The organism is Kocuria massiliensis (assembly GCF_900169715.1).
Lineage (GTDB): Bacteria > Actinomycetota > Actinomycetes > Actinomycetales > Micrococcaceae > Rothia > Rothia massiliensis.
Genome location: NZ_LT835161.1, coordinates 248,272 through 268,156, shown reverse-complemented (window position 1 = coordinate 268,156; position 19,885 = coordinate 248,272). Strand labels below are relative to the sequence as shown.

General features: G+C 62.2%; 17 protein-coding genes, 1 pseudogene and 1 riboswitch. Of the genes and pseudogenes, 7 read left to right on the top strand and 11 right to left on the bottom strand.

The genetic code is table 11. The features are described from left to right. Nucleotides 1–106 precede the first annotated feature (106 nt). Entirely contained in the window at nt 107–2,692 is a 2,586-nt protein-coding gene (locus B9Y51_RS05445) for an HtaA domain-containing protein (RefSeq protein ID WP_085529075.1), read from the bottom strand. A gap of 205 nt (nt 2,693–2,897) precedes the next feature. Here B9Y51_RS05445 and B9Y51_RS05440 point away from each other — a divergent pair, with 205 nt between their 5' ends. Next, nucleotides 2,898–3,590, top strand: a complete 693-nt coding sequence (locus tag B9Y51_RS05440) for a biliverdin-producing heme oxygenase (protein ID WP_143468010.1) — start codon at nt 2,898–2,900, stop codon at nt 3,588–3,590. A gap of 120 nt (nt 3,591–3,710) precedes the next feature. Here the strand turns inward: B9Y51_RS05440 and B9Y51_RS05435 are convergent, their stop codons facing one another. The 7 genes from B9Y51_RS05435 to paaC form a co-directional block, all read right to left on the bottom strand. After that, the gene (locus tag B9Y51_RS05435; protein ID WP_238651245.1) at nt 3,711–5,441 is read right to left on the bottom strand and encodes an MDR family MFS transporter; all 1,731 of its coding nucleotides are present in this window, start codon (nt 5,439–5,441) and stop codon (nt 3,711–3,713) included. A 152-nt stretch (nt 5,442–5,593) separates the two neighbouring features. Continuing rightward, complete coding sequence (locus B9Y51_RS05430) at nt 5,594–6,244, bottom strand: TetR/AcrR family transcriptional regulator (RefSeq protein WP_053089986.1); 651 nt, start codon at nt 6,242–6,244, stop codon at nt 5,594–5,596. Nucleotides 6,245–6,415: 171 nt separating this feature from the next. Then, the gene (locus B9Y51_RS05425) at nt 6,416–7,903 is read right to left on the bottom strand and encodes an LLM class flavin-dependent oxidoreductase (RefSeq protein WP_085529073.1); all 1,488 of its coding nucleotides are present in this window, start codon (nt 7,901–7,903) and stop codon (nt 6,416–6,418) included. Nucleotides 7,904–8,022: 119 nt separating this feature from the next. Continuing rightward, nucleotides 8,023–8,144: riboswitch (SAM riboswitch) on the bottom strand. A gap of 95 nt (nt 8,145–8,239) precedes the next feature. Further along, nucleotides 8,240–9,010 (bottom strand): enoyl-CoA hydratase/isomerase family protein, encoded by a 771-nt coding sequence (locus tag B9Y51_RS05420; protein WP_085529072.1) that lies wholly within the window; start codon nt 9,008–9,010, stop codon nt 8,240–8,242. Between the two features lie 23 nt (nt 9,011–9,033). Beyond that, nucleotides 9,034–10,236 (bottom strand): 1,2-phenylacetyl-CoA epoxidase subunit PaaE, encoded by a 1,203-nt coding sequence (gene paaE / locus B9Y51_RS05415; RefSeq protein ID WP_085529071.1) that lies wholly within the window; start codon nt 10,234–10,236, stop codon nt 9,034–9,036. Nucleotide 10,237: 1 nt separating this feature from the next. After that, nucleotides 10,238–10,816, bottom strand: a complete 579-nt coding sequence (gene paaD, locus B9Y51_RS05410; RefSeq protein WP_085529070.1) for a 1,2-phenylacetyl-CoA epoxidase subunit PaaD — start codon at nt 10,814–10,816, stop codon at nt 10,238–10,240. Nucleotides 10,817–10,821: 5 nt separating this feature from the next. Continuing rightward, nucleotides 10,822–11,622 (bottom strand): 1,2-phenylacetyl-CoA epoxidase subunit PaaC, encoded by an 801-nt coding sequence (gene paaC, locus B9Y51_RS05405; protein WP_425432074.1) that lies wholly within the window; start codon nt 11,620–11,622, stop codon nt 10,822–10,824. On the opposite strand from paaC, the pseudogene B9Y51_RS11475 reads away from it, so the two are divergent. Next, nucleotides 11,603–11,668 (top strand): annotated as a pseudogene (locus B9Y51_RS11475) (hypothetical protein); the annotation flags it as partial. The gene paaC and the pseudogene B9Y51_RS11475 sit on opposite strands and share 20 nt — an antisense overlap. On the opposite strand, the gene paaB reads toward B9Y51_RS11475, so the two are convergent. Together paaB and paaA are read right to left on the bottom strand one after the other, a co-directional pair. After that, nucleotides 11,655–11,963, bottom strand: a complete 309-nt coding sequence (gene paaB / locus B9Y51_RS05400; RefSeq protein ID WP_085529068.1) for a 1,2-phenylacetyl-CoA epoxidase subunit PaaB — start codon at nt 11,961–11,963, stop codon at nt 11,655–11,657. The pseudogene B9Y51_RS11475 and the gene paaB overlap by 14 nt on opposite strands. Next, complete coding sequence (gene paaA / locus B9Y51_RS05395) at nt 11,960–12,979, bottom strand: 1,2-phenylacetyl-CoA epoxidase subunit PaaA (RefSeq protein ID WP_085529067.1); 1,020 nt, start codon at nt 12,977–12,979, stop codon at nt 11,960–11,962. Before paaA ends, paaB begins: the two co-directional genes overlap by 4 nt. Before the next feature lie 147 nt (nt 12,980–13,126). Here paaA and paaI point away from each other — a divergent pair, with 147 nt between their 5' ends. The 3 genes from paaI (at nt 13,127) to B9Y51_RS05380 (ending at nt 15,684) form a co-directional block, all read left to right on the top strand. Further along, nucleotides 13,127–13,537, top strand: a complete 411-nt coding sequence (gene paaI, locus B9Y51_RS05390) for a hydroxyphenylacetyl-CoA thioesterase PaaI (protein ID WP_048681438.1) — start codon at nt 13,127–13,129, stop codon at nt 13,535–13,537. A 5-nt stretch (nt 13,538–13,542) separates the two neighbouring features. Beyond that, on the top strand, nt 13,543–14,883 hold the full coding sequence (locus tag B9Y51_RS05385; protein ID WP_173834739.1) for a phenylacetate--CoA ligase family protein: 1,341 nt from the start codon (nt 13,543–13,545) through the stop codon (nt 14,881–14,883). A gap of 162 nt (nt 14,884–15,045) precedes the next feature. Beyond that, entirely contained in the window at nt 15,046–15,684 is a 639-nt protein-coding gene (locus B9Y51_RS05380; protein WP_082156787.1) for a TetR/AcrR family transcriptional regulator, read from the top strand. A gap of 566 nt (nt 15,685–16,250) precedes the next feature. Here the strand turns inward: B9Y51_RS05380 and paaZ are convergent. After that, nucleotides 16,251–18,374, bottom strand: coding sequence for a phenylacetic acid degradation bifunctional protein PaaZ (gene paaZ / locus B9Y51_RS05375; protein WP_085529065.1), 2,124 nt, complete (start codon nt 18,372–18,374; stop codon nt 16,251–16,253). 97 nt (nt 18,375–18,471) lie between these two features. On the opposite strand from paaZ, the gene B9Y51_RS05370 reads away from it, so the two are divergent. Further along, nucleotides 18,472–18,936: a hotdog fold thioesterase gene (locus B9Y51_RS05370; protein WP_085529064.1), complete on the top strand. Its 465-nt coding sequence runs from the start codon at nt 18,472–18,474 to the stop codon at nt 18,934–18,936. Between the two features lie 123 nt (nt 18,937–19,059). Next, a complete protein-coding gene (folP, locus tag B9Y51_RS05365) occupies nt 19,060–19,884 on the top strand; it encodes a dihydropteroate synthase (protein WP_245826079.1) in 825 nt (274 codons plus the stop codon). Nucleotide 19,885 lies beyond the last annotated feature (1 nt).

The following is a 19,885-nucleotide window of genomic DNA, read 5'->3' as shown; positions in this document are numbered from 1 at the left end:
CTTTACGGGGTGAAGGGCTACGGTGAGGCACCCGGATCTGTGCCTCGTGGGAAGAATGCCGTTGCCCGGACCGACGCAAAACCGCAGGTCCGGGCAACGAACGGGGTTAGGAATTCACACGACGCCGGGCGAACAGCACTGCGCCGGAGCCCAGAGCGAGAATCGCCATTCCGAGGCCGGCAAAGGCCAACGGCGAAGTGGCACCCGTCTCAGCGAGATGTCCCTGAGCCTGCTGCTGGGAGTCGTCACATCCGGAGTCGGAGTGAGCAGCGGTCTGGACGGGGGCGGCCGCCTGGGTTGCCACCGCCTCAGCGGGAGCGGCGGCTTGCTCACCGGCCTTCGGCGCCCCACCCTGGTCGCCGGCAAACTCACCCGTGAAGGTCAACGGATCGAGTTCCTGACCCTCGGAGTAGAATCCGCCGAAGAAATCGGCGCCTTCCTTGGTGAGCGAGGTCTTTGCGGCGTGGAGCGAGATCTTGCCTCCATCAACTTTCAGGCTGGAGAGGTCGACACGAGCCAAGGCGATCTGAAGGTCGTTGTGCTGCTTGCCCTGCATGTCCTTGTACGACACCTGGGCAATGATCCGGCCTTCCCCTTGGGCGAATTCGAGCTTCACGTTGGAGATCATCTGATCGAGAAGTCCGTGATGACCCGTGAAGTGAACCGATCCGGGGAAGCTCACACTGCCCGAGCCGTTCTCATAAGATCCGGAGCCGTTGCTCCAAGTGAACGCTCCATTGGAGTACTGGGTATCGGTAAGATCCCACTTCCCTTGAGCGATGCCACCCGAAATGTAATTGCGGTACGACGACTTGACGCCCCAGTTAAGGCTCGCCGCAGAAACCGTTCCCTGAGCGGAAGGTGTAACAGCCTGGCCATCCGCAACGACGGGCGCTGAAGACTTGGCCGGCTGGGGAACGCTCACCGGGAGGCACTGAAGGTTCGCGTGTCCGGGATCGGTGGACGCGTTCTGAGATGGAACAACCTCGTGGTGAGGTGCCGGTGCTTCAGCCGAGGCTTGGTCCGTCTGAGCGGGCTCATTCGTCTCGGAGGAGCTCTCGGCCTGCTGGACCTCTTGATCGGTCTTGGCGTCGACGGTGTTATCCGCTGGTGCATCGACCTGAGCCTGGGATGGATTCTCCATGCGGGCATCAACCTGAGCATCAGATTCTGCCTCGGCATGGGTATGGGCATGAGTATCGGAATGAGTTTCTGCTGGGGCATCAGAAGATGCGGAATCCGCCGGCGTATCCGTTGTAGGCGGCGTGGTGGCTTCACCCAGCTGGGCCTGGAAGTTCAGGGGATCAAGCTGGGCTCCCGCTTTGTAGAATCCACCGAACGCCGAGGCACCCTCCGCCGTCAACGTCGCGGGAGCATCGGTCACGGCCAATTCGTTTCCGGTCACGGTCAATCCGGCCAGATCCACCGAAGCCAGTGCAATCCCAGGGGTATCGTGAACCTTCCCGGAGGTGTCTTTGGAGACGACGTCAGCCTTCAGGGTTCCTTGGCCACCGGCAATCTGAAGAGTCAGATTGCTGATCTTGAGGTCCAGAGTTCCATGGTGACCCGTGAAGTGCAGTTGACCGGAGTACTTCACCTCACCCGACTGAGTGGCAGAGTCGTACTGACCCGAAGACTTGCCCCAGGTGAAGTTTCCACCGTTCTCTTCAACATCGGTGAGTGTCCATGCACCTCCGGCCAACGGGCTCTTGAGGTACTTGCGGAACGATTCCTTGACGCCCCACGACAGCTTGCTGGACACGACATTGCGCAGTGTGGACTCCGCCTGTTCCGTGGTCGTCGCGGACGGCTGCTGAGCATCGGGGGCCGAGACCAGATCGGTGTTTTCGACCTTTTCCGCGGTGGACTTCGAGGTCTCTGCGGACTCCTCGGCCTTGGCCTGAGGCTGTTCCGACTCCACGGGCTTCTTCTGCGATGCCTCCGACTCGGAGGTCGACGTCGAGGATTCGTCGCTCTTCGGGGCGACGGTTTCCTTCGTCTCCGGCTTCGCAGCTTCAGGCTTCGCGACCTCCGACTTCGGGGCACTCACCAATGTGGCGCTGAGGTTAATCGGGTCGAATTCCTGCCCGGCCGTGTAGTACGCCAAGAGTTCAGCACCCTTGGTGGTGAGCTTCGTCGTCCCTTGAGTCAGACGCAGCTCGCCGTTATCAGCGCTCACCTGCAACTGACTCACGTCAAAGAGCTTCACTCGCCCCTGACTCGTCAACTTCCCCGTGTCCTCGTGCGGCACGTAGATCTTCGCCGTAAGTTCGCCGGTATCACCATCAAAGGTGACCTTCGGATCGATGATCTTCACATTGAACATGCCGCCGAATGCATAGAACTGCATGGACCCTTTGAGAGAGATCTCCCCGCGCCCGTTCTCGTACCATCCAGAGCCCTTGGTCCAGGTGAAGGTCTGCCCTTGACGCTGGACCACCTTAGTTTTAACTTTCTCCGGGCCTCCTACGTACCTCACCAAGGAAGCCTTGACGCCCCAAGTCATCACGACATCTCGAATGTCCTGCCTCGAGGACGTCGCAGCATCGCTTCCAGACCCGGCCGTAACGAGACGATCCGCTGGAGCCCCTTCGAGGGCATGGGCGACTGGCAGGTTTGCCACACCCGAGAAGCCAATGACGGCGGCCGCCAAAACAGCTTGCGATCGACGCGACGTGGATGGACTGCTCATGTTTTCTCTACTCTCGTGCGAAGTGATAGATGCGTGGATTACTTAGGGTCGCCATGTTGTCTACCCAGTCTCCACATCTAACAAGTTAAGGTTACCCTTCCTTATAATCAAGACTAACCTATTGAACCTCGCCAAATTTGGTGACATCATGTCACCAACGACGTCGTGACACCGAGTCACCGTCATGACCTACTGGAGCTTCACCATGAGTGCATCACCCCATGTTTCCGGGGAAATCACGGACGAGACCCTCTCAACGCCCTTCTCTCAAACGGTTCGCACCGCAACGGCGGAACGACACTCCAAGGCGGAAAACTCCTCATTTATGACGAGATTGATGAAGGGAGAACTCGACGCGGCGGCATACACACGACTCTTGGCCCAGTACGAATACATCTATGAAGCCCTTGAGCAGATCGCAGCCACATATCGCCGCACCGGAGAGAGGCTCACCGAACCGTTTAACCGCCCTGGCCTGGACCGCCTCGCTTCGATTCGTTCGGATCTTCACACGTTGGCGGGAGAGAACAGCACCCCATGCCTCCCGGCGACGCAGCGGTATGTCGAACGAATTCAGAGAACCGCCGAACAGCCCGAGCGTTTCCTGGCACATCACTATCTGAGGTATTTGGGCGATCTATCCGGAGGGCAAGCCGTTGCCGCACTCATGGCCCGCCACTACGACATTCCGGCCGAGGGCCTGAGCATGTACCGATTTACAGAGCTCCCCAAGCCCAAAGTCTTCAAGGACGAATACCGGAGTCTCCTCGACGAGGCCCCCTTGACGGACCTTCAGCGCCAAGCCTTCCTGGACGAGGCCATCGTCGGGTTTGACTTGAACGCAGCAGTTTTCGCGGAACTCGATGCTTCAGTCGAGCCGAGCCCGGTGAGCGCCTGAGCCACCCGCCTGCGACGGATTAACGAACGACGCCGCCTGCTCACCCTCCATGAGGCGGTGAGCAGACGGCGTCGTGTCGTCGCGCTATATGTCGGGGCTTTTGGCCCCGGCATCCGATAGTTAGTGCTTCTTCCGGACGTTCATGAGTGAACCTGTTTCCGGCAAGGGAATTTCCCCGGTTCGCGGACGAACTTCGGCTTCGGCAGATTCATCCTCGGCGGTCTCAGCGCGGTGCCTACCACCAGCTCCGGAGGCCGTGTGCGAATCACTGGAATCCACATCCGTAGAGCTCGACGCATGGCCGTGGCCCTCAGCAGGGGTCGCCTTCGCCGAGGTTCCCTCCGCCTTTACATCGCCGGTCTTGCCCGAACCAGCAACGCTGGTCGCAAGTGCCTTCTCACGAATGCACAGCAGGGCCACGGCGGCCAACACACCCAACGGGGCGATCCACAGGAAGATCGGCACGAGGGCGTCGTTATACGAGCCCACGATGATCCCCTTGATCGGCTCCGGCAATCCATTGACCAACGCGGGAGTCAAGGAATTCGACCCACCACCGGTGGCCTTCATGGCCTGAGGAGGCATGCGGTCGGCGAGGTAATCCTTCAAGCGCGTGGTAAATAGGCCACCAACCAGGGCGGAGCCCATGGTCGCGCCCACCTGGCGGAAGAAGTTATTGGCCGCGGTTGCGGTGCCCACCATGCTGATGGGGAAGGCGTTCTGCACGATCAGGGTCAACAGCTGCATCGACATTCCCAAGCCGAGACCGATCACGGCCAGGTCCAGGCAGATGATGTAGGTATCGGTGTCCACCTCAAGATGCGAGAGGAGGAAGAGCCCCAGAGCCAACAAGAGCGAACCGACCACCGTAAACACTTTGTAGCGCCCGACCTTCGACACGATGAATCCCACCGAGATGGAGGTAACGAGCAACATGCCCATCATCGGAATCATGAGCAGGCCGGCCTGCGTCGCATCCACACCGAGCACCATCTGCATGTACGTCGGCATATAGCCCACCGCACCAAACATGCCAATGCCCAGGCAGAGGTTGGCGACCGTCGCCAAATTGAAGTTCCGATCCTTGAAGAGCGCGAGCGGCATAACCGGCTCGGAGACCTTAGCTTCGATGGGAATGAAGATCGCCACGCAGACCACGACGGCGATCAACAGACCGATGATGGTCGGCGAACCCCAGTCGTACTGGTTGCCACCCCATGTCATCGCCAGCACCAAGCACGCCGTCGCGGCGCCGAGGAACATCATGCCCCAAACATCCACTTTTCGTCGGTGCTCTTGAGCAGACTTATTGGTGTGCGGGATGAGGAAGATCGTCGCGGCGAGAGCCAAAATACCCAAGGGGAGGTTCATCCAAAAGGCCCAGCGCCAGCCGGGTCCCTCGGTCAGCCAGCCACCAAGCAGCGGGCCCGCCACCGACGAGAAGGCGAACACACCCATGAGGGCGCCCATGTATTTTCCGCGTTCGCGAGCGGGAATCACGTCCGCAATCACGGACTGCGAGAGGATCATGAGGCCACCGCCGCCCAGGCCCTGGAGGCCGCGGGCGATGATCAGCGTATTCATGTCTTGTGCGACGGCACCTGTAATGGACCCCGCCATAAAGGCCAGGATCGCAAAAACCAGTAAGGGCTTGCGACCCCAGAGGTCACCCAGCTTGCCGTAGGCCGGCATCATGATCGTCGAGACCATGATGAAGGCGGTAATGACCCAGCTCATATGCTCGACGCCGTTGAGCTCGCCCACGATGGTGGGCAATGACGGCGACAGCACGGTCTGATTCAGCGACGACATCAACATGATGATCATCAGGCCGATGAACAACAGAGGAATATTCGTGTGGGGGGTCGGCTGGCCGTAGCCACCCTGAGCCGCAGAGTGCGCCGAGCTCGGCGTAGCACTCTCAGACGACGCAGGTTTTGAGCTCGCACCCCCGACGTCGTTCGAACCATGCCCGACGGCATGGCGCGGTGAATATGAAGTACTCAACGAGGCTCCTTGACGATAGTGGAAAACAAAGTAACGGTGCTCTTGATCGACGCGGAATACTCTTCGGGCGTGGACCGCGCCCCAAATTCGAGGTACCGAAGGACGGCCGTGGCCATCAAGACGACCGCGCGAATGCGCTCCTCTTGCTCCGGGTCCGGCTCCGACTCCGCAGGTTCGCGAGGGACAAATTCACCCGTGGACCGATACGTAGGCCAGTCGAGGCCCATCAGGTAGTCCGTGAGCTTCTGCTCGCAACGCAACATGTGAATTTTCAGGCGTTGCCGAAGCTCCTCGTGATCCTTCACCAGCTCCTTGGCGACTTCCACGATGTCGTCCCCGAAGGAGCCGTACACGACCTTGGCGAGCAATTGGGAGGCCTGTGCGAGAAGACCTTCCGAGCTATCCGCCTCAACCGACGCGAGAATTTCTTCTGTCATCTCCGGAGGACGCAGCCCAATGACGGCGTCTTCCTTCGTTGCGAAGTAGTTGAAGAACGTGCGCGGGGAAACCCCCGCTTCTTCCGCGATGACCTCCGCGGTCGTTTGCTTGAGCCCGCGTTCGGTCGCAAGACGTCGTGCGGCCGAGTGGATGGCATTCCACGTCCGCTCGCGACGTCGTTCCCTGAGAGATGGTTCGGTTGAAGGCACCCATGCAGTTTATGCAGTACTGCAAAATATGCACAACTGCACCGAGTGTGGAATTCCTCTCATTTACTTCGCGCCCCTATGTATTGACATGAACCCCAGACGACGACAACGGCCGGCGTTCCTCCTCATCAGGAAAGGAACGCCGGCCGCGGGGTACCGAATCTTCGACTCCTAGGAGCCCGTTACTGCTTTCTCCGCCGGACGCAACGACTGCCCGTCGGCGGGGGCTTCAGCTTGTCCGCTGAGGTCGCGGGCGGCGGTATCGGCGGTTGATGGCATGCCCTCATATGCGCCTCGGTAGGTTGCCGCTGGGTGATCGCCCGAAATGCTCGTGCGACCCGCGCCATACAAGTTCTCGCGGAATGTCGAACCCTCGTATTCCGTCCTGTAGCGGCCGCGCTTCTGCAACTCGGGTACCACGAATTCCACGAAGTCCTCAAAGGATCCCGGCGTCACGTGGTACGCGAGGTTGATGCCGTCGAGCCCTCCCTCGTCGATCCACCGCTCCAACTCGTCGGCAACCTTTTCCGGGCCACCAACGATCACGTCACCCATGCCACCAATCGCGCAATGCTTGGCGATCTCCTCACGGGTCCATTCCTTGTCCTTGGACTGCAACGTAAACGGGGTCAGGAAGGACTGGATCGAGTCTGTCTTGACGTAGTTAAGTACCTCGTCTTCGCCGAATTCGGAGAGATCCACTCCGGACCAACCGCCGATGATGGCCTGCGAGCTTTCCGTGGAAACGTACTGAAGGTAATCCTCGTACTTGGCCTGGGCCTTCTCGTCGCTTTCATCCACGATCACGGAGAGCATTGCAAAGATTTTGACGTCGTCCCTATTGCGTCCGGCCGCCTCGGCCTCGTCCCTGATCTTGTCTGTCATGTACCGCGTCAGGTCTGGGCGCAAGCCACCCACGAACACGGCTTCGGCGTGCCGCCCGGCGAAAGCTTGACCACGTGAGGAAGCCCCAGCCTGGAAGATGACGGGCGTGCGCTGCGGGGACGGCGCCGTAAGGGATGCTCCCGGCACGGAAAAATACTCACCGCGGTGCTGGATGGGGTGGACCTTCGCGGGATCGGCATACACGCCGGCCTCACGGTCGGCCACGACGGCGTCGTCCTCCCACGATCCTTCCCACAGCTTGTAGCAGACGTCGAGGAACTCCTCGGCGATCTCGTAGCGAGTATCGTGCTCGATCTGCCGCGGAAGCCCCTGGTTTTCCGCCGCAGACGGCAGATACGAGGTCACGACGTTGAAGCCGACGCGCCCCTTGGTCAGATGATCCAGCGTGGCGTATTTCCGGGCCAGCGTGTACGGCTGCTCATAGGTGACCGCGCTCGTGATGCCGAAACCCAGATGCTCGGTGACCGCCGCCATCGCGGAGATTTGCATGAATGGATCGTTGACCGGGACCTGTGCGCCGCCACGGATCGAGGGAGCCGCAGAATTGCGGTAGATGTCGTAAATGCCCACGACGTCGGCGAGGAAGACGCCGTCGAAAAGGCCCTTTTCCAGGGTCTTGGCCAGGTCGGTCCAATACTCCAGCGTGTTGTATTCGGTGGCCCGCGAGCGCGGGTGACGCCAGAGGTCGAAGCTCTGGTGACCCACGCAGGTCATATCGAAGGCGTTGATCGCGATTCGCTTTTTGTCCGACATCGGAGTCCTTTCGGTGCCTGGATGCTCTCCTGGTCTCCGCATGCCCGAAGCGTTGCGGCCGAATCCCGATGGTGTGGATAACCGGCACAATCTTTCACGCGGTGGCGCCGAATGACTGTGCGCCGTACTTGCTGTGCCGCCTGCGGTGAGGCCGGCGGAGCCCGATCATCATCTGGGGCACCCCGCTACGGGAGAGGGTTGCCGCCCAACTAGCCAGAGCTTCTCGTTGGGTCTCTTGATCTCTGTGGTCCAGCCTATGGAAGTGCTAGCCCTCGAACCACACCGTGCAGGAGTATTACCGATTTTTCGCCGTGTTACATGTCAGGACGGCGTGCGCTACTTCCCCCGAAACGTGGGGGTCCGTTTCTGCTGGAAGGCGGCGAACCCTTCCGCATAGTCTTCCGTCGAGCACAACCTCGCTTGCTCCCCTGATTCCGCCTCCATGGACTCCCATAGGCCAACCCGACGGTCGCGCAACTGTGCCACGAGCCCCTTCGACGCGAGATAGGCATGTGTCGCCCCCTGCGCCACCCGGTTCACGCGGGACATGGTGAATTCGAGGAGCTCGTCCGCGGGGACGGCGCGAGAGAAGAGCCCCGCTGCGACGGCCTCCGCACCGCTCATCATGTCGCCCGTATAGATGAGGTCCAAGGCCCGGTGCGCGCCTAGCCGCTCGTAAAACAAGGCGTGTCCACCTGAGTCGAGGGTCGCCCCGAGGTTCGCGAATGGTGAGCCGATCTTGGCGTCCTCCGCCACGTAAACGACGTCGGTCGAGATCGCCAACCCCAAACCCACTCCCAGGCAGGCGCCGTGAACGGCCGCGAAGGTCGGTGCCGGAAAACCCGCCATCTGGCGGAAGAGGGATTCGGCACGCTGTCCGAGGTAGGCCTCGACGTCGTCGTGCGCGGGGTCCACCTCCGAGATGTCACGGCCCGCGCAGAAGGCCCGACCTTCTCCTCGCACGACGAGGGCGCGAACCTCGGCCCGTTCGGCTTCCAGGTAGACCCGGGACAGTTCTTCGAGGTCGTCCATGTTGAGCGCGTTGAGTTTGCGGGGTGCGTTGAGAACGATGGTGGCGACGTCGTCGGCGATGGTCAGCTCGATCACTGGGGGGTCCTTCCGATGGGTGGTTATGCGTCGTAGTCGACCTCGAGGCCGTCGGCCGTGGGTCTGGTTTGGCAGGTCAGCACATATCCGGCCTCGACCTCGTCCGGCTCCAAAGCGAAGTTTTCCTCCATCGTGAAATTCCCGCGCACCACCTTGGCCCGGCATGTGCCGCAGACGCCGCCGGCGCACGCGAAAGGAACATCGGGGCGAACACGCAAGGCGGCGTTCAGCACGGTCTCTTGGGCGTCCACGGGTGTGTCCACAGTTCCCGAATTACCGTCCAGCGTGAAGGTGATCTGGAAATTTTGTCCCTTCGGGTCGGCTCGAACCTCACGGCCTTGTTGTCCGGAGGGCTTCTCCGGCTTGCCGGTGGTGAACAGTTCAAAACGGACCGATTCCTCCGAGACGCTCCGTTGCCCCAGCGCGTCACGACACAGCTGGACCAGGTCAAACGGTCCGCAGAGGAACCACTCGTCCACGCTCTCGACCTGAATCACACGATCCAGCAGTTCCTCCAATTTCTCTGGATCGATTCGGCCCGACAGCAAGGGAGAAATGCGCTGTTCGCGAGACAACACGTGATGCACCGCGAAGCGAGACGGGTATTTGTCCTTCAGGTCGCCCAATTCCTCGGCGAACATCACGTCCATCGCCGAACGATTCGCGTAGATGAGGTCAAAGGTGGTGTGATCCGAGGCCGCCAGCAATGATCGCGCGATCGCCATAATCGGCGTGATACCGGAACCGGCGGCCACGGCGACGACGTGAGCCCGTGGCGATTTGCGCACCTCTTCCTGCGCCAACTCCTGAGGGTGATTCATCGAGGTGAGCTTCGTGGATTTTGAAGTGAAGGCACCCTGCGGGTTCATGACCTCCACCTCGTCGCCGACCGCTAGCTCGTCATTGGCCCACGTAGAAAAGGTGCCGCCCATATCTTTCTTGATCGCGACGCGAAGTTCGCCCGGCTTGGGTTCCGCACAGATCGAGTAGGACCGACGCACCTCTCGCCCGTCGATCTCGGCGCGCAATGCCACGTACTGCCCGGGGAGGTAGTCGTAGTCATCGACGAGTTCCTCGGGCACACCAAAGGTCACCTCGACGGATTCTTGGGTCAGCTTTCGCAGACCCGTCACGGGGAGGCTGTTGAAGGTGGCCCGACGTCGGGCGGCCGGGGAGGCGGCATCTTTCGTGGGGGCCGGGGTCTGTTCCGAGGGGGAAATGCTCATGTTAGTGAACCTTGAAGTAGTCGAAGGGCTCGAGGCATTCGGAGCACACCCAAAGGGCCTTGCACGACGTCGAGCCGAAGCGGGTCATCTCGCGGGTCTTGAGGGAGCCGCAGTGGGGGCATTTGACGGAGAGGCTCAATCGGACCGGGCCGCTGTGGTGTCCCGGTGCGGAATCTCCGCTGGGCGGAGCGATGCCGTATTCCGTGAGCTTGTCGCGACCTTCGGGACTCATCCAGTCGGTGGTCCAGGCGGGCCGCAAAACCTTCTCAACACGGATCTGCTCATACCCCGCGTGGGAAAGTACGGCCACGATGTCCTCGGCCATCGTGTCCATGGCCGGGCACCCCGAATAGGTTGGCGTGATGACGACGATGGCTCCGCGCCCGTCCACGTAGGCATCCCTCAAGACCCCTAAGTCGGCGAGAGTCAGGACGGGAATCTCGGGGTCGCAGACGGTCGCGGCCAAGTCCCACAGCGCGGCATCGGCGGGACCATCTGGTCGCTTCGAGGGCCCGAGCGGTAGCGGGCGGTCAAGATGGGCCGCCCGCTGGTCGGGTGCGGTGTTAATGGTCGTGGGCATTCAGCTCACCACGTCGCGCCGGGGTGTTGCCGGGCCAGCGATTGCATCTCGGCCAGGATGTACCCCCGGAATTCGGAGTACGCCCCGTCGCGCAGCTCGGTCGATAGCCGCGCCTGGGCGACGTCGGGGATGGGCATGTCGGCCTCCGCCAGAAGGGATTCGATGGAGCGCAGGGTCGGTTCCTTCAGGGTCGAGGGACGCACCGCGACGCCGTCGAGCTCGTCGATCAGGGCATCATCCGTGAACAATTCCTCGACGTACGGCCACATGGACAGCAGTCCCGCGCCGAGGCGCCGCTTGGACTCTTCGGTTCCCAAGCCCAAACGAAGAACCCACTGACAGGCGTGGTCCACGTGGTACTCGACCTCTTTGACCGCTTTATCCGCGATGGCGGCCAGGGTCGAGTCGGCCGAACCCTGCAAAGCGGTGTAGAGGTGGTACTGGTACATCGAGAAAATGAGCTGGCGGGCCATGGTCTGACCGAAGTCCCCGTTCTCCTGCTCGACGAGGCGGCACGAGCGGAATTCCTCCTCAGTGCGGAAGTAGGCCAGGTCGTCTTCGCTTTTCCCCCAGGCCGAGCCGGCGTAGGTGAGCAGAAAGCGAGCGTGCCCGATCAAGTCCAAGGCGATATTCGACATCGCGATGTCTTCCTCCAGCTCCGGGGCACGCGTGATCCACCAACCCAGCCGCTGAGACAGGATCAGGGCGTCGTCGCCCAAACGGAGGGCATAGCGTGCGACGGCGTCGGAGGCCCGGGCGTCTGAGGCCGCAATCTCCTCGGCGCTGATGGATTCACCGGCGCTGATTTTGGTGGCGGATTCGTGCGAGGCGAAGGTGCTCACAGGTGCTTCACCCCTTCAGACCTGGTGTAATACGTGGCATGGCGGTAGGCCTTTCCCTGCGCGGACTCGAAATATCCACCCTTGGAGTCCGGGTCCGACGCCGTGATGGCCTCCGCTTCGACGACCCATACGCTGGTTCCCTCGTTGCGCCGGGTGTAGAGATCCCGCGCATTGCGAATGGCCATGGTCGCATCGGGTGCGTGCAAGGAACCCGCGTGGACGTGGGACAATCCGCGAGAAGATCGGACAAAGACCTCCCACAAGGGCCAGGCGTGGCCGGCCTGCTGTTCGGAATTCTCGGTCATGCGGAAGCTCCCATCAGTGGTGACGCCGGACGTGCTGCGGCATGGTCCTGGCGGTCGTCGGAGGATTGTGTGGCTACCTGGGCTTGACGTTCGGCGTAGACCGCCGCGGCTTCGCGCACCCAGGCACCGTTTTCGTGAGCCTCACGGCGCCGCTTCATGCGCTGAACGCTGCACGGACCACGGCCCTTGATCACGGACATGAACTCATCCCAGTCGAGGTCGCCGTAGTCGTAGTGACCACGCTCTTCGTTCCACACGAGATCGGGGTCCGGGAGGCTCAAGCCCAGGGCTTCGGCCTGCGGAACGATCATGTCGACGAAGCGCTGTCGCAATTCGTCGTTGGAAAATCGCTTGATATTCCAGGCCATGGACTGCTGAGAGTTCGGGGAATCTTCGTCTGGCGGCCCGAACATCTGCAGGGCCGGACCGTAGAACCGGTTGACGGCGTCCTGCGCCATTTTGTGTTGAGCCTCGGTTCCGTGGGAGAGCTCGTACAAGATTTCCCAGCCCTGGCGCTGATGGAAGGATTCCTCTTTGCAGATGCGCACCATCGCGCGGCCGTAAGGGCCGTACGAAGCGCGGCACAGCGGAACCTGATTACAGATCGCGGCACCGTCCACGAGCCACCCGATGGCTCCCATATCCGCCCAAGTCCGAGCCGGATAATTGAAAATCGAGGAATATTTGGCGCGACCGCTGAGCAATTGCTCGTTCAGTTCAACGCGGGGCGTCCCCAGGGTCTCGGCCGCCGAGTAAAGGTACAGGCCGTGTCCGGCTTCGTCCTGCACCTTGGCCATGAGGATCGACTTCCGCTTGAGGCTCGGGGCCCGAGTGATCCAGTTGGCCTCCGGCTGCATGCCGATGATCTCGGAGTGGGCGTGCTGGGAGACCTGACGTGTGAGGGTCTTGCGGTAGGCCTCGGGCATCCAGTCGCGAGGCTCGATGCGCGAGTCCTCCTCGATCAGGGCGTCGAAGTGCTCCTGGCCGGGGGCGACGGCGTCGTCTGTGGTGGTCATGACGTCCCTCCAAAAGGAATAATTACCGAACGTTCGTTCAGAATATCGGGAGGATGGGTGACCGTCAACACAGGGGCGCTCTTGACAGGCCGACGTCATTAACGATTCCCTACTGACCATTCGGTCATATATTGTGAGGAGCACAACATGCCACACCATCCGGTGCTGACCAACGATCGCACCGCCCAATGGCTAGGGATCCGGGTTCACCGAGCCGACGCCGGGCACGCGGTCATCAGCATGACGTTGCGAGAGGAGATGCTGAACGGTTTTGGCATTGCCCACGGTGGCATGGTGTTTTCCCTGGCCGACACCTGTTTTGCCATGGCTTGCAATGATCCCGACGGCGACGGAAGCACAATCACCGTTGCCCAAGGGGTCGACATCAACTTCATCAGTTCAGGGTCTCTCGGCCAGGAACTGACCGCCGAAGCACGAGAGGTTGCCCGCACGGGAAGGAGCGGGGTCTACGACATCACCGTCACCGCCGACGACGGTGCCGTACTGGCCCTATTCCGCGGACGCAGCCGAACCATCCCCCATCGTCAGAAAGCGTGAATCCCATGACCACCTGTTCCATCGCCAACCCATACTCCCCCGTGGCTTCGGAGGATCCCTCACGGCCGGACCCCGAAGAGCTCATGAGCCGCGACGAGATCGAAGCCCTTCAGTTCGCCCGCCTGCGGTGGACCATCCACAACGCTTACGAAAACGTCCCGGCCTACCGTGAGCTCTACGACGAGCACGGTGTGCACCCCCGCGATTTTCAGGCCCTGGAAGACCTCCAGAAATTTCCGTACACCGACAAGGAATTCCTCCGGAAGGCCTACCCCTTCCAATCCTTCGCCGTACCGATGACCGATATTCGACGCATCCACGCGTCGTCGGGGACCACGGGGCTACCCACGGTCGTGGGGTACACCGAACAGGACCTCAACACATGGGGGCGTTTGGTCGCGCGGTGCCTTCGGTTCTCCGGTGTACAACCCGGCGAGAAAATTCATAACGCCTACGGTTATGGCCTGTTTACCGGCGGACTCGGCGCGCATTACGGCGGCGAGAAGCTTGGTTGCGCCGTGATTCCCATGTCCGGCGGGCAAACCGAGAAGCAGGTTCAGCTGATTCGCGACTTTGAACCCGACGCGATTCTGGCCACCCCCACGTACCTCTTGGCGATTGCGGACGGATTTCACGCGGCCGGGATGGACCCCCGGGAGACGTCGCTCAAACACGCCGTTCTCGGTGCCGAACCGTGGACGGAGGAAATGCGTCGCGAAATCGAGCGGACCTTCAACATCACGGCCTGCGACATTTACGGACTCTCAGAGGTCATGGGCCCCGGCGTCGCCGGAGAGTCTGCCGAGTCACGGGACGGCTCACATATTTGGGAGGACCACTTCCGCCCGGAGATTATCGACCCGTTCGACGACCGCGTCTGCGATTTGGGCGAACCCGGCGAGCTGGTGTTCACCTCGCTGACCAAGGAAGCCCTGCCGATCATTCGCTACCGGACGCACGACCTCACCCGCCTCTTGCCGGGCACCACGCGACCGGGTCACCGACGCATGGGTCGCATCACCGGACGTTCTGACGACATGATCATTCTTCGCGGCGTCAATCTCTTCCCCTCGCAGATCGAAGAGCTTGCCTTGCAGCTACCCTCCTTGGCACCGCACTTCACCCTGGAAATCTCGCGCCCCCACCGGATGGACCAAATGACCATCCACATCGAGCGGCGTGAGGAGGCGAGCCGGGAGGAGGCGGTCGCTGATGGAACCGCCCTGCTCAAGGAGATCAAGACCAAGATCGGCTCGACCGCCATCATTGATATCGCGGAACCCGGAACCCTCGCACGGTCCTCAGGGAAAATCCGTCGCGTGTACGATCACCGGACCAAGAAATAGCACTGTGACTCTCACGACGATGCCCCGGCCCGGACTGCATGTCGGGTCGGGGCATCGTCGTGAATTCGGTCGGGGCGTCGGCATGTGTGATCGGCGCAATCTCGTGCCATTCGTGGCCTCGGGTAACCTCAAAAGGACCCTTTAGACGAAAGCCGAGCATTCATGACCACCTCACCCGCACGCGCCGATACGGACCGTCCCACGGATTCCTCCACCGGCGGCGCCCGCCGTGGACGCCCGGGATATGACCGGGACAAGCTGATCGCGGTGTGCGTCCAGGTCTTCAATAAGCACGGCTACGACACCACGTCGATGGGCACACTCTCGAGTCACCTGGGAATCTCCAAATCGGCGATCTACCACCACGTGAATTCGAAGGAAGAGATCCTCGAAGAGGCCTTGCTGCGCGCGTTGGACTCGCTGGAAAGCGCCATCGACGACGTCCTGGCCGCCGACGCCCCAGCCATCGAAACCCTCGAGGGCGTGATCCGCAGGACGGTGCGCGTGCTCGTGGACCAGATGCCGTACGTAACCCTCTTGCTACGCCTGCGCGGCAATTCCGAGGTGGAGCTCGCGGCCCTCGAACGACGTCGTCGCATCACCCGCGCGGTGGAAGGCCTGGTCCGCGCGGCGCAGGATGAAGGCAGCTTGCGCACGGATATTTCCGGCAAGTCCGCGCCGCGATTGATGCTCGGGATGATCAACTCGATCGTGGACTGGTACCACCCCGAGGGGCAGGGAACCGTCGAACAGGTGGCGGATACGGCCGTCAAAATGGTTCTGGACGGTTTGCGAGTCTGAGAACGGCGGGGGCTTCGAGGCGGGCCGTGGGGGCGCCCGGCGTCGTGTTCGGCGGAGGCGTGCGCGGTTGCGTGGCGATAACCCACTTGAGAGGCCTTAACCACGGACTGACGACGCCGCCCGATTCACACGGCGTCCCCCGTTGCGAGGCCTTACCCACTTGTGGGGCGGTTACCCAGTTGTGAGTCGGCTGCCGCCCTCCAACGACGTCGCCCGGGCCATCCGACGCACCCCCTAGAGTGGCGGTTTCCCGGTTGTGGGGCGCCTACCCAAGTTAGGTGGTGAACTAGCTGCCACCTAACTGCGGTAGGCCCCACCAGATGGGGGAACCGCCACCCAACACCATCGATCGCACGGCCAAAACCGGGCGAAATCGGCCGGAAAACGCCACCGAACCCGGCAACCTGCACCGGATCGAGTAACCACCACCCAACACCCCCGCCCCACCAACCACCCACGGGACCAACGCCAACCATGCCGAGGGCGATACCCACAAGGAACGACGGCGCAGGGTCCACACCGGACTCCACCCCGTCCACCCCACCGGACGCCCCTCCGCCGTCGCCTTACTCCTTCGCGACCAGCGTCAAGACGTCGTACGTCGCCACGACGTCGTCATTCTGGTTGGTCAGGCGGGCGTCCCATGCGACCTCGCCGTAGTCATCGGTCACGCGCGGGGTGATGCGCATCGCCGTCAAGGTCACGCGGAAGGCGTCGTCGTACGTGACCGGCGTAATGAACCGCAAGTTCTCCAGGCCGTAGTTCGCCAGAACGGGCCCCGGCGCGGGTTCGACGAACAGTCCCGCAGCCCACGAAACCAGCAGGTACCCGTGGGCGACGCGGCGCGGAAAGAACGGGTTCGCACTTGCCGCTTCTTCGTTGGTGTGCGCGTAAAACGTGTCGCCGGTCGACTCCGCGAACTCGGTGATGTCGTCCAATGAAACCGTCCTCAGGTCGGAACGGAACTGGTCGCCGATCTTCAACTCGGCCAGCGACTTCCGGAACGGGTGCACCCCCTTGCCAGACTCGACATCCTCCCGAGTCACGGTCTGCGCCGTCGCGCCCCAATGCCAGACGCCGGTCACCCCGGTCAGCAGGTCGGGCGACCCTTGAATTGCGGTGCGCTGCATGTAGTGCTTGATGCCGCGGACGCCACCCAGTTCCTCGCCACCGCCGGCGCGACCCGGGCCACCGTGCACCAAATGCGGCATCGGCGAGCCATGGCCGGTCGAGGTTTTGGCGTCGTCGCGGTCCAAGAACAGCACGCGCCCGTGGTGAGCGCCAATTCCGGTCGCAAAGCGAGCGGCGACGTCAGGCTCGTGGGTGCACACCGTCGCCACCAGAGAGCCGCCTCCCAGGGCCGCGATCTCGACGGCGTCTTCCACCTCACCCGAGTAGCCCATCACCGATGTGACCGGGCCAAAGGCTTCCACCTCGTGAATGGCCGTGGTCCGCGGGTCGTCGAAATCGAGAACAGTCACGGGGAAAAACGAACCTTCGTCTGGCACGGTGTCCAAAGCATCCGGACCGCCAACGCGCACCTGCCCACCGGCTTGAATCAGCCGACGCACCGAAGCGAGCACCTCATCGCGCTGTTCCGGGGACGCGAGCGCGCCCACCGTGGTGGTCTTCTCCCGAGGCGGGCCGACGACGCCGCGCTCGGCAATCCGTTCCGCGAGCGCTCGAATCACCAGAGCGCGCATCGTGTCTGGCACGATCACCCGACGAATCGCCGTGCACTTTTGTCCCGCCTTGGCCGTGATCTCGAGAACCACGGATTTAATAAAGGCCTCGAACTCCGCGGACTCCTCGGTCACGTCTGGGCCCATGATCGCGGCATTGAGGGAGTCCGTCTCGGCGGTAAAACGAACTCCGCCTTCCAGAACATTGCGATGCTGCCGCAGGGCGTTGGCGGTGGCCGCCGACCCCGTGAAGGCCACGTGATCCCGCATGTCCAAGTGATCCAACAGGTCACGGGCGGAACCGCTGATCAGCTGCAACGAACCTTCCGGCAATAGGCCGGATTCCTGCATGAGCCGTACGCATTTTTCGGTGACGTAGGCGGTCGGCGTCGCGGGCTTGACCACGCTTGGAACCCCGGCGATGAAAGCGGGGGCAAACTTCTCGAGCATCCCCCACACGGGAAAGTTAAAGGCGTTGATCTGCACAGCGACGCCGGGCAGCCGGGTGTAAATGTGCTCGCCCAGAAAGCTCCCATCCCCGGAAAGTTGCTCGACGGCGCCGTCGAGCACGACGTTGGAATTCGGCAGTTCGCGGCGGGCCTTGGACGAGATGGTGAAGAGGGTTCCGATGCCGCCGTCGGTGTCGATCAGGTGGTCTCGAGCGGTCGCGCCCGTTCGGAACGAAACCTCATATAGCTCCTGTTTGTGCTCGTTGAGGTACATCGCGAGGTGCTTGATGATGAGCGCTCGGTCGTGAATCGTCAGCGCATCGAGGCTCCGGTGGCCAACCTCCCGGCCGTACCGGATGACGTCCTGCGTCGGCAGGCCCTCGGTGCTCACGCGAGCCACGGCTTCCCCGGTTCCCGCATCCACCACGCCGACGGCGCTCTCGGGGGCATCCGGTGACCACCATTGGCCCCTCACATAACTCGGCAAAATCGGGGCGGCGTCGAGCGTCTGGGGTTCATACTGGATTGAGGTGGTCACGAGCGGGTCCCTCCTGGACATATCTAGCCGAACGTTCGGTCAGTATTTGTGTCAGGATAGCCCACAAGAATGTGGCGCGCCACACGAAGAGCGCACCCAATGTCATGAGGAGAGATGCATGCAGAACGATTCCGAGAAGTCGCAGCAGGAAGGCCGCGCCCCCACCGAGGGTTGGATCGGGCGGATCGACCCAGGCGAACTCGATCACCGCATGCACATGACCTACCTCGAACAGACGGTCGAGCGGGTGGTGGCCGAGATGCCCGTGGAAGGCAATCGCCAGGGCCACGGAATCCTTCACGGCGGCGCGTCGATTGCGCTGGCCGAATCCGCCGGTTCGTGGGCCGCCGTGCTTCACGCGGCGCAGTTCGGCAAGATCGCGGTGGGCACCGAGGTCAACGCGACGCACCACTCGTCCGCCACGGAGGGTACCGTCCGCGCCGTCGCCACTCCCATCAAGCTCGGACGCACCATGACCAGCCACGAAGTGGTGATCACGCACCTCGAAACCAATCGTCGGCTCTGCACGGTAAGAATCAGCAATTACTTGAAAGATGCCCCCGAAGGCTTCTTCGACCAATAGACGCCGGTGCTACTTTTGGGGTCAGACCCCGTGGCGGGGACCGACGACGCAGGAAAGGCGCATGGCATGGAGCGAAAGGGCTCGGGCCCTCGTGGAACCGACCTGACTCATCGAGTGTCGGTCATGGCCGTCGTGAACCGCACGCCGGATTCTTTCCACGACCGTGGGAGCACCTTCGCGCTCGACAGCGCCGTCTCGAGCGCGGTGAACGCCATCGATCTCGGAGCCGATTGGGTCGACATCGGCGGCGTTCCCTTCGGACGCGGCCCTGCGGTCTCGACCGCGGAAGAGATCGAACGGGTGATTCCCGTGGTCCAGGCGGTTCTAGCGGAACGCCCGGAAGCGATCATTTCGGTGGACACGTACCGCGCCGAGGTTGCACATGAAGCCATGGCGGCGGGCGCTGGAGTCATCAACGACACCAGCGGTTTGCACGATGCCGCGATGGCGCAAGTCATCGCCGAGGGCGGCGCCCACGTGGTGTTGTGCCACAGCGCCGGCCGCCCGCGCGAGGAGAAACCCGCCGCCCAGTATGACGACGTCATCGCGGACGTCCGCGATTCCTTAACAGCCCAGATTCGACGGGCCACAGAAGCGGGAATTCCCGCCGAAAAGCTGATCGTTGATCCCGGGCATGACTTGGACAAGAACACCGTGCATTCCCTTGAGATCACCCGCCGACTGGAAGAGCTGACGTCCCTGGGACCTCCGCTGCTGGTCGCCGTCTCCAATAAAGACTTCGTGGGCGAAGCCATCGACCGCCCAGCTGGACAACGGCTAGTCGGCTCGCTCGCGGCGATGACGGCCTGCATCCTTGCGGGAGCGCGGATCGTTCGTATGCACGACGTCGCCGAAACTCTCGACGCCGTCCGCATGACCGAAGCAATTTTGGGCCTGCGCGACCCTGCGCGTCTCGAGCACAACACTCACCCCACCCACAATGTCTGAG

Excerpts from the sequence above, each read along its gene's own strand:
- B9Y51_RS05445 (WP_085529075.1), bottom strand. The coding sequence starts at position 2,692 with ATGAGCAGTCCATCCACGTCGCGTCGATCGCAAGCTGTTTTGGCGGCC.
- B9Y51_RS05440 (WP_143468010.1), top strand. The coding sequence starts at position 2,898 with ATGAGTGCATCACCCCATGTTTCCGGGGAAATCACGGACGAGACCCTC.
- B9Y51_RS05425 (WP_085529073.1), bottom strand. The coding sequence starts at position 7,903 with ATGTCGGACAAAAAGCGAATCGCGATCAACGCCTTCGATATGACCTGC.
- paaE (WP_085529071.1), bottom strand. The coding sequence starts at position 10,236 with ATGAGCATTTCCCCCTCGGAACAGACCCCGGCCCCCACGAAAGATGCC.
- paaD (WP_085529070.1), bottom strand. The coding sequence starts at position 10,816 with ATGCCCACGACCATTAACACCGCACCCGACCAGCGGGCGGCCCATCTT.
- paaB (WP_085529068.1), bottom strand. The coding sequence starts at position 11,963 with ATGACCGAGAATTCCGAACAGCAGGCCGGCCACGCCTGGCCCTTGTGG.
- paaA (WP_085529067.1), bottom strand. The coding sequence starts at position 12,979 with ATGACCACCACAGACGACGCCGTCGCCCCCGGCCAGGAGCACTTCGAC.
- paaI (WP_048681438.1), top strand. The coding sequence starts at position 13,127 with ATGCCACACCATCCGGTGCTGACCAACGATCGCACCGCCCAATGGCTA.
- B9Y51_RS05385 (WP_173834739.1), top strand. The coding sequence starts at position 13,543 with ATGACCACCTGTTCCATCGCCAACCCATACTCCCCCGTGGCTTCGGAG.
- B9Y51_RS05380 (WP_082156787.1), top strand. The coding sequence starts at position 15,046 with ATGACCACCTCACCCGCACGCGCCGATACGGACCGTCCCACGGATTCC.
- paaZ (WP_085529065.1), bottom strand. The coding sequence starts at position 18,374 with ATGTCCAGGAGGGACCCGCTCGTGACCACCTCAATCCAGTATGAACCC.
- B9Y51_RS05370 (WP_085529064.1), top strand. The coding sequence starts at position 18,472 with ATGCAGAACGATTCCGAGAAGTCGCAGCAGGAAGGCCGCGCCCCCACC.
- folP (WP_245826079.1), top strand. The coding sequence starts at position 19,060 with ATGGCCGTCGTGAACCGCACGCCGGATTCTTTCCACGACCGTGGGAGC.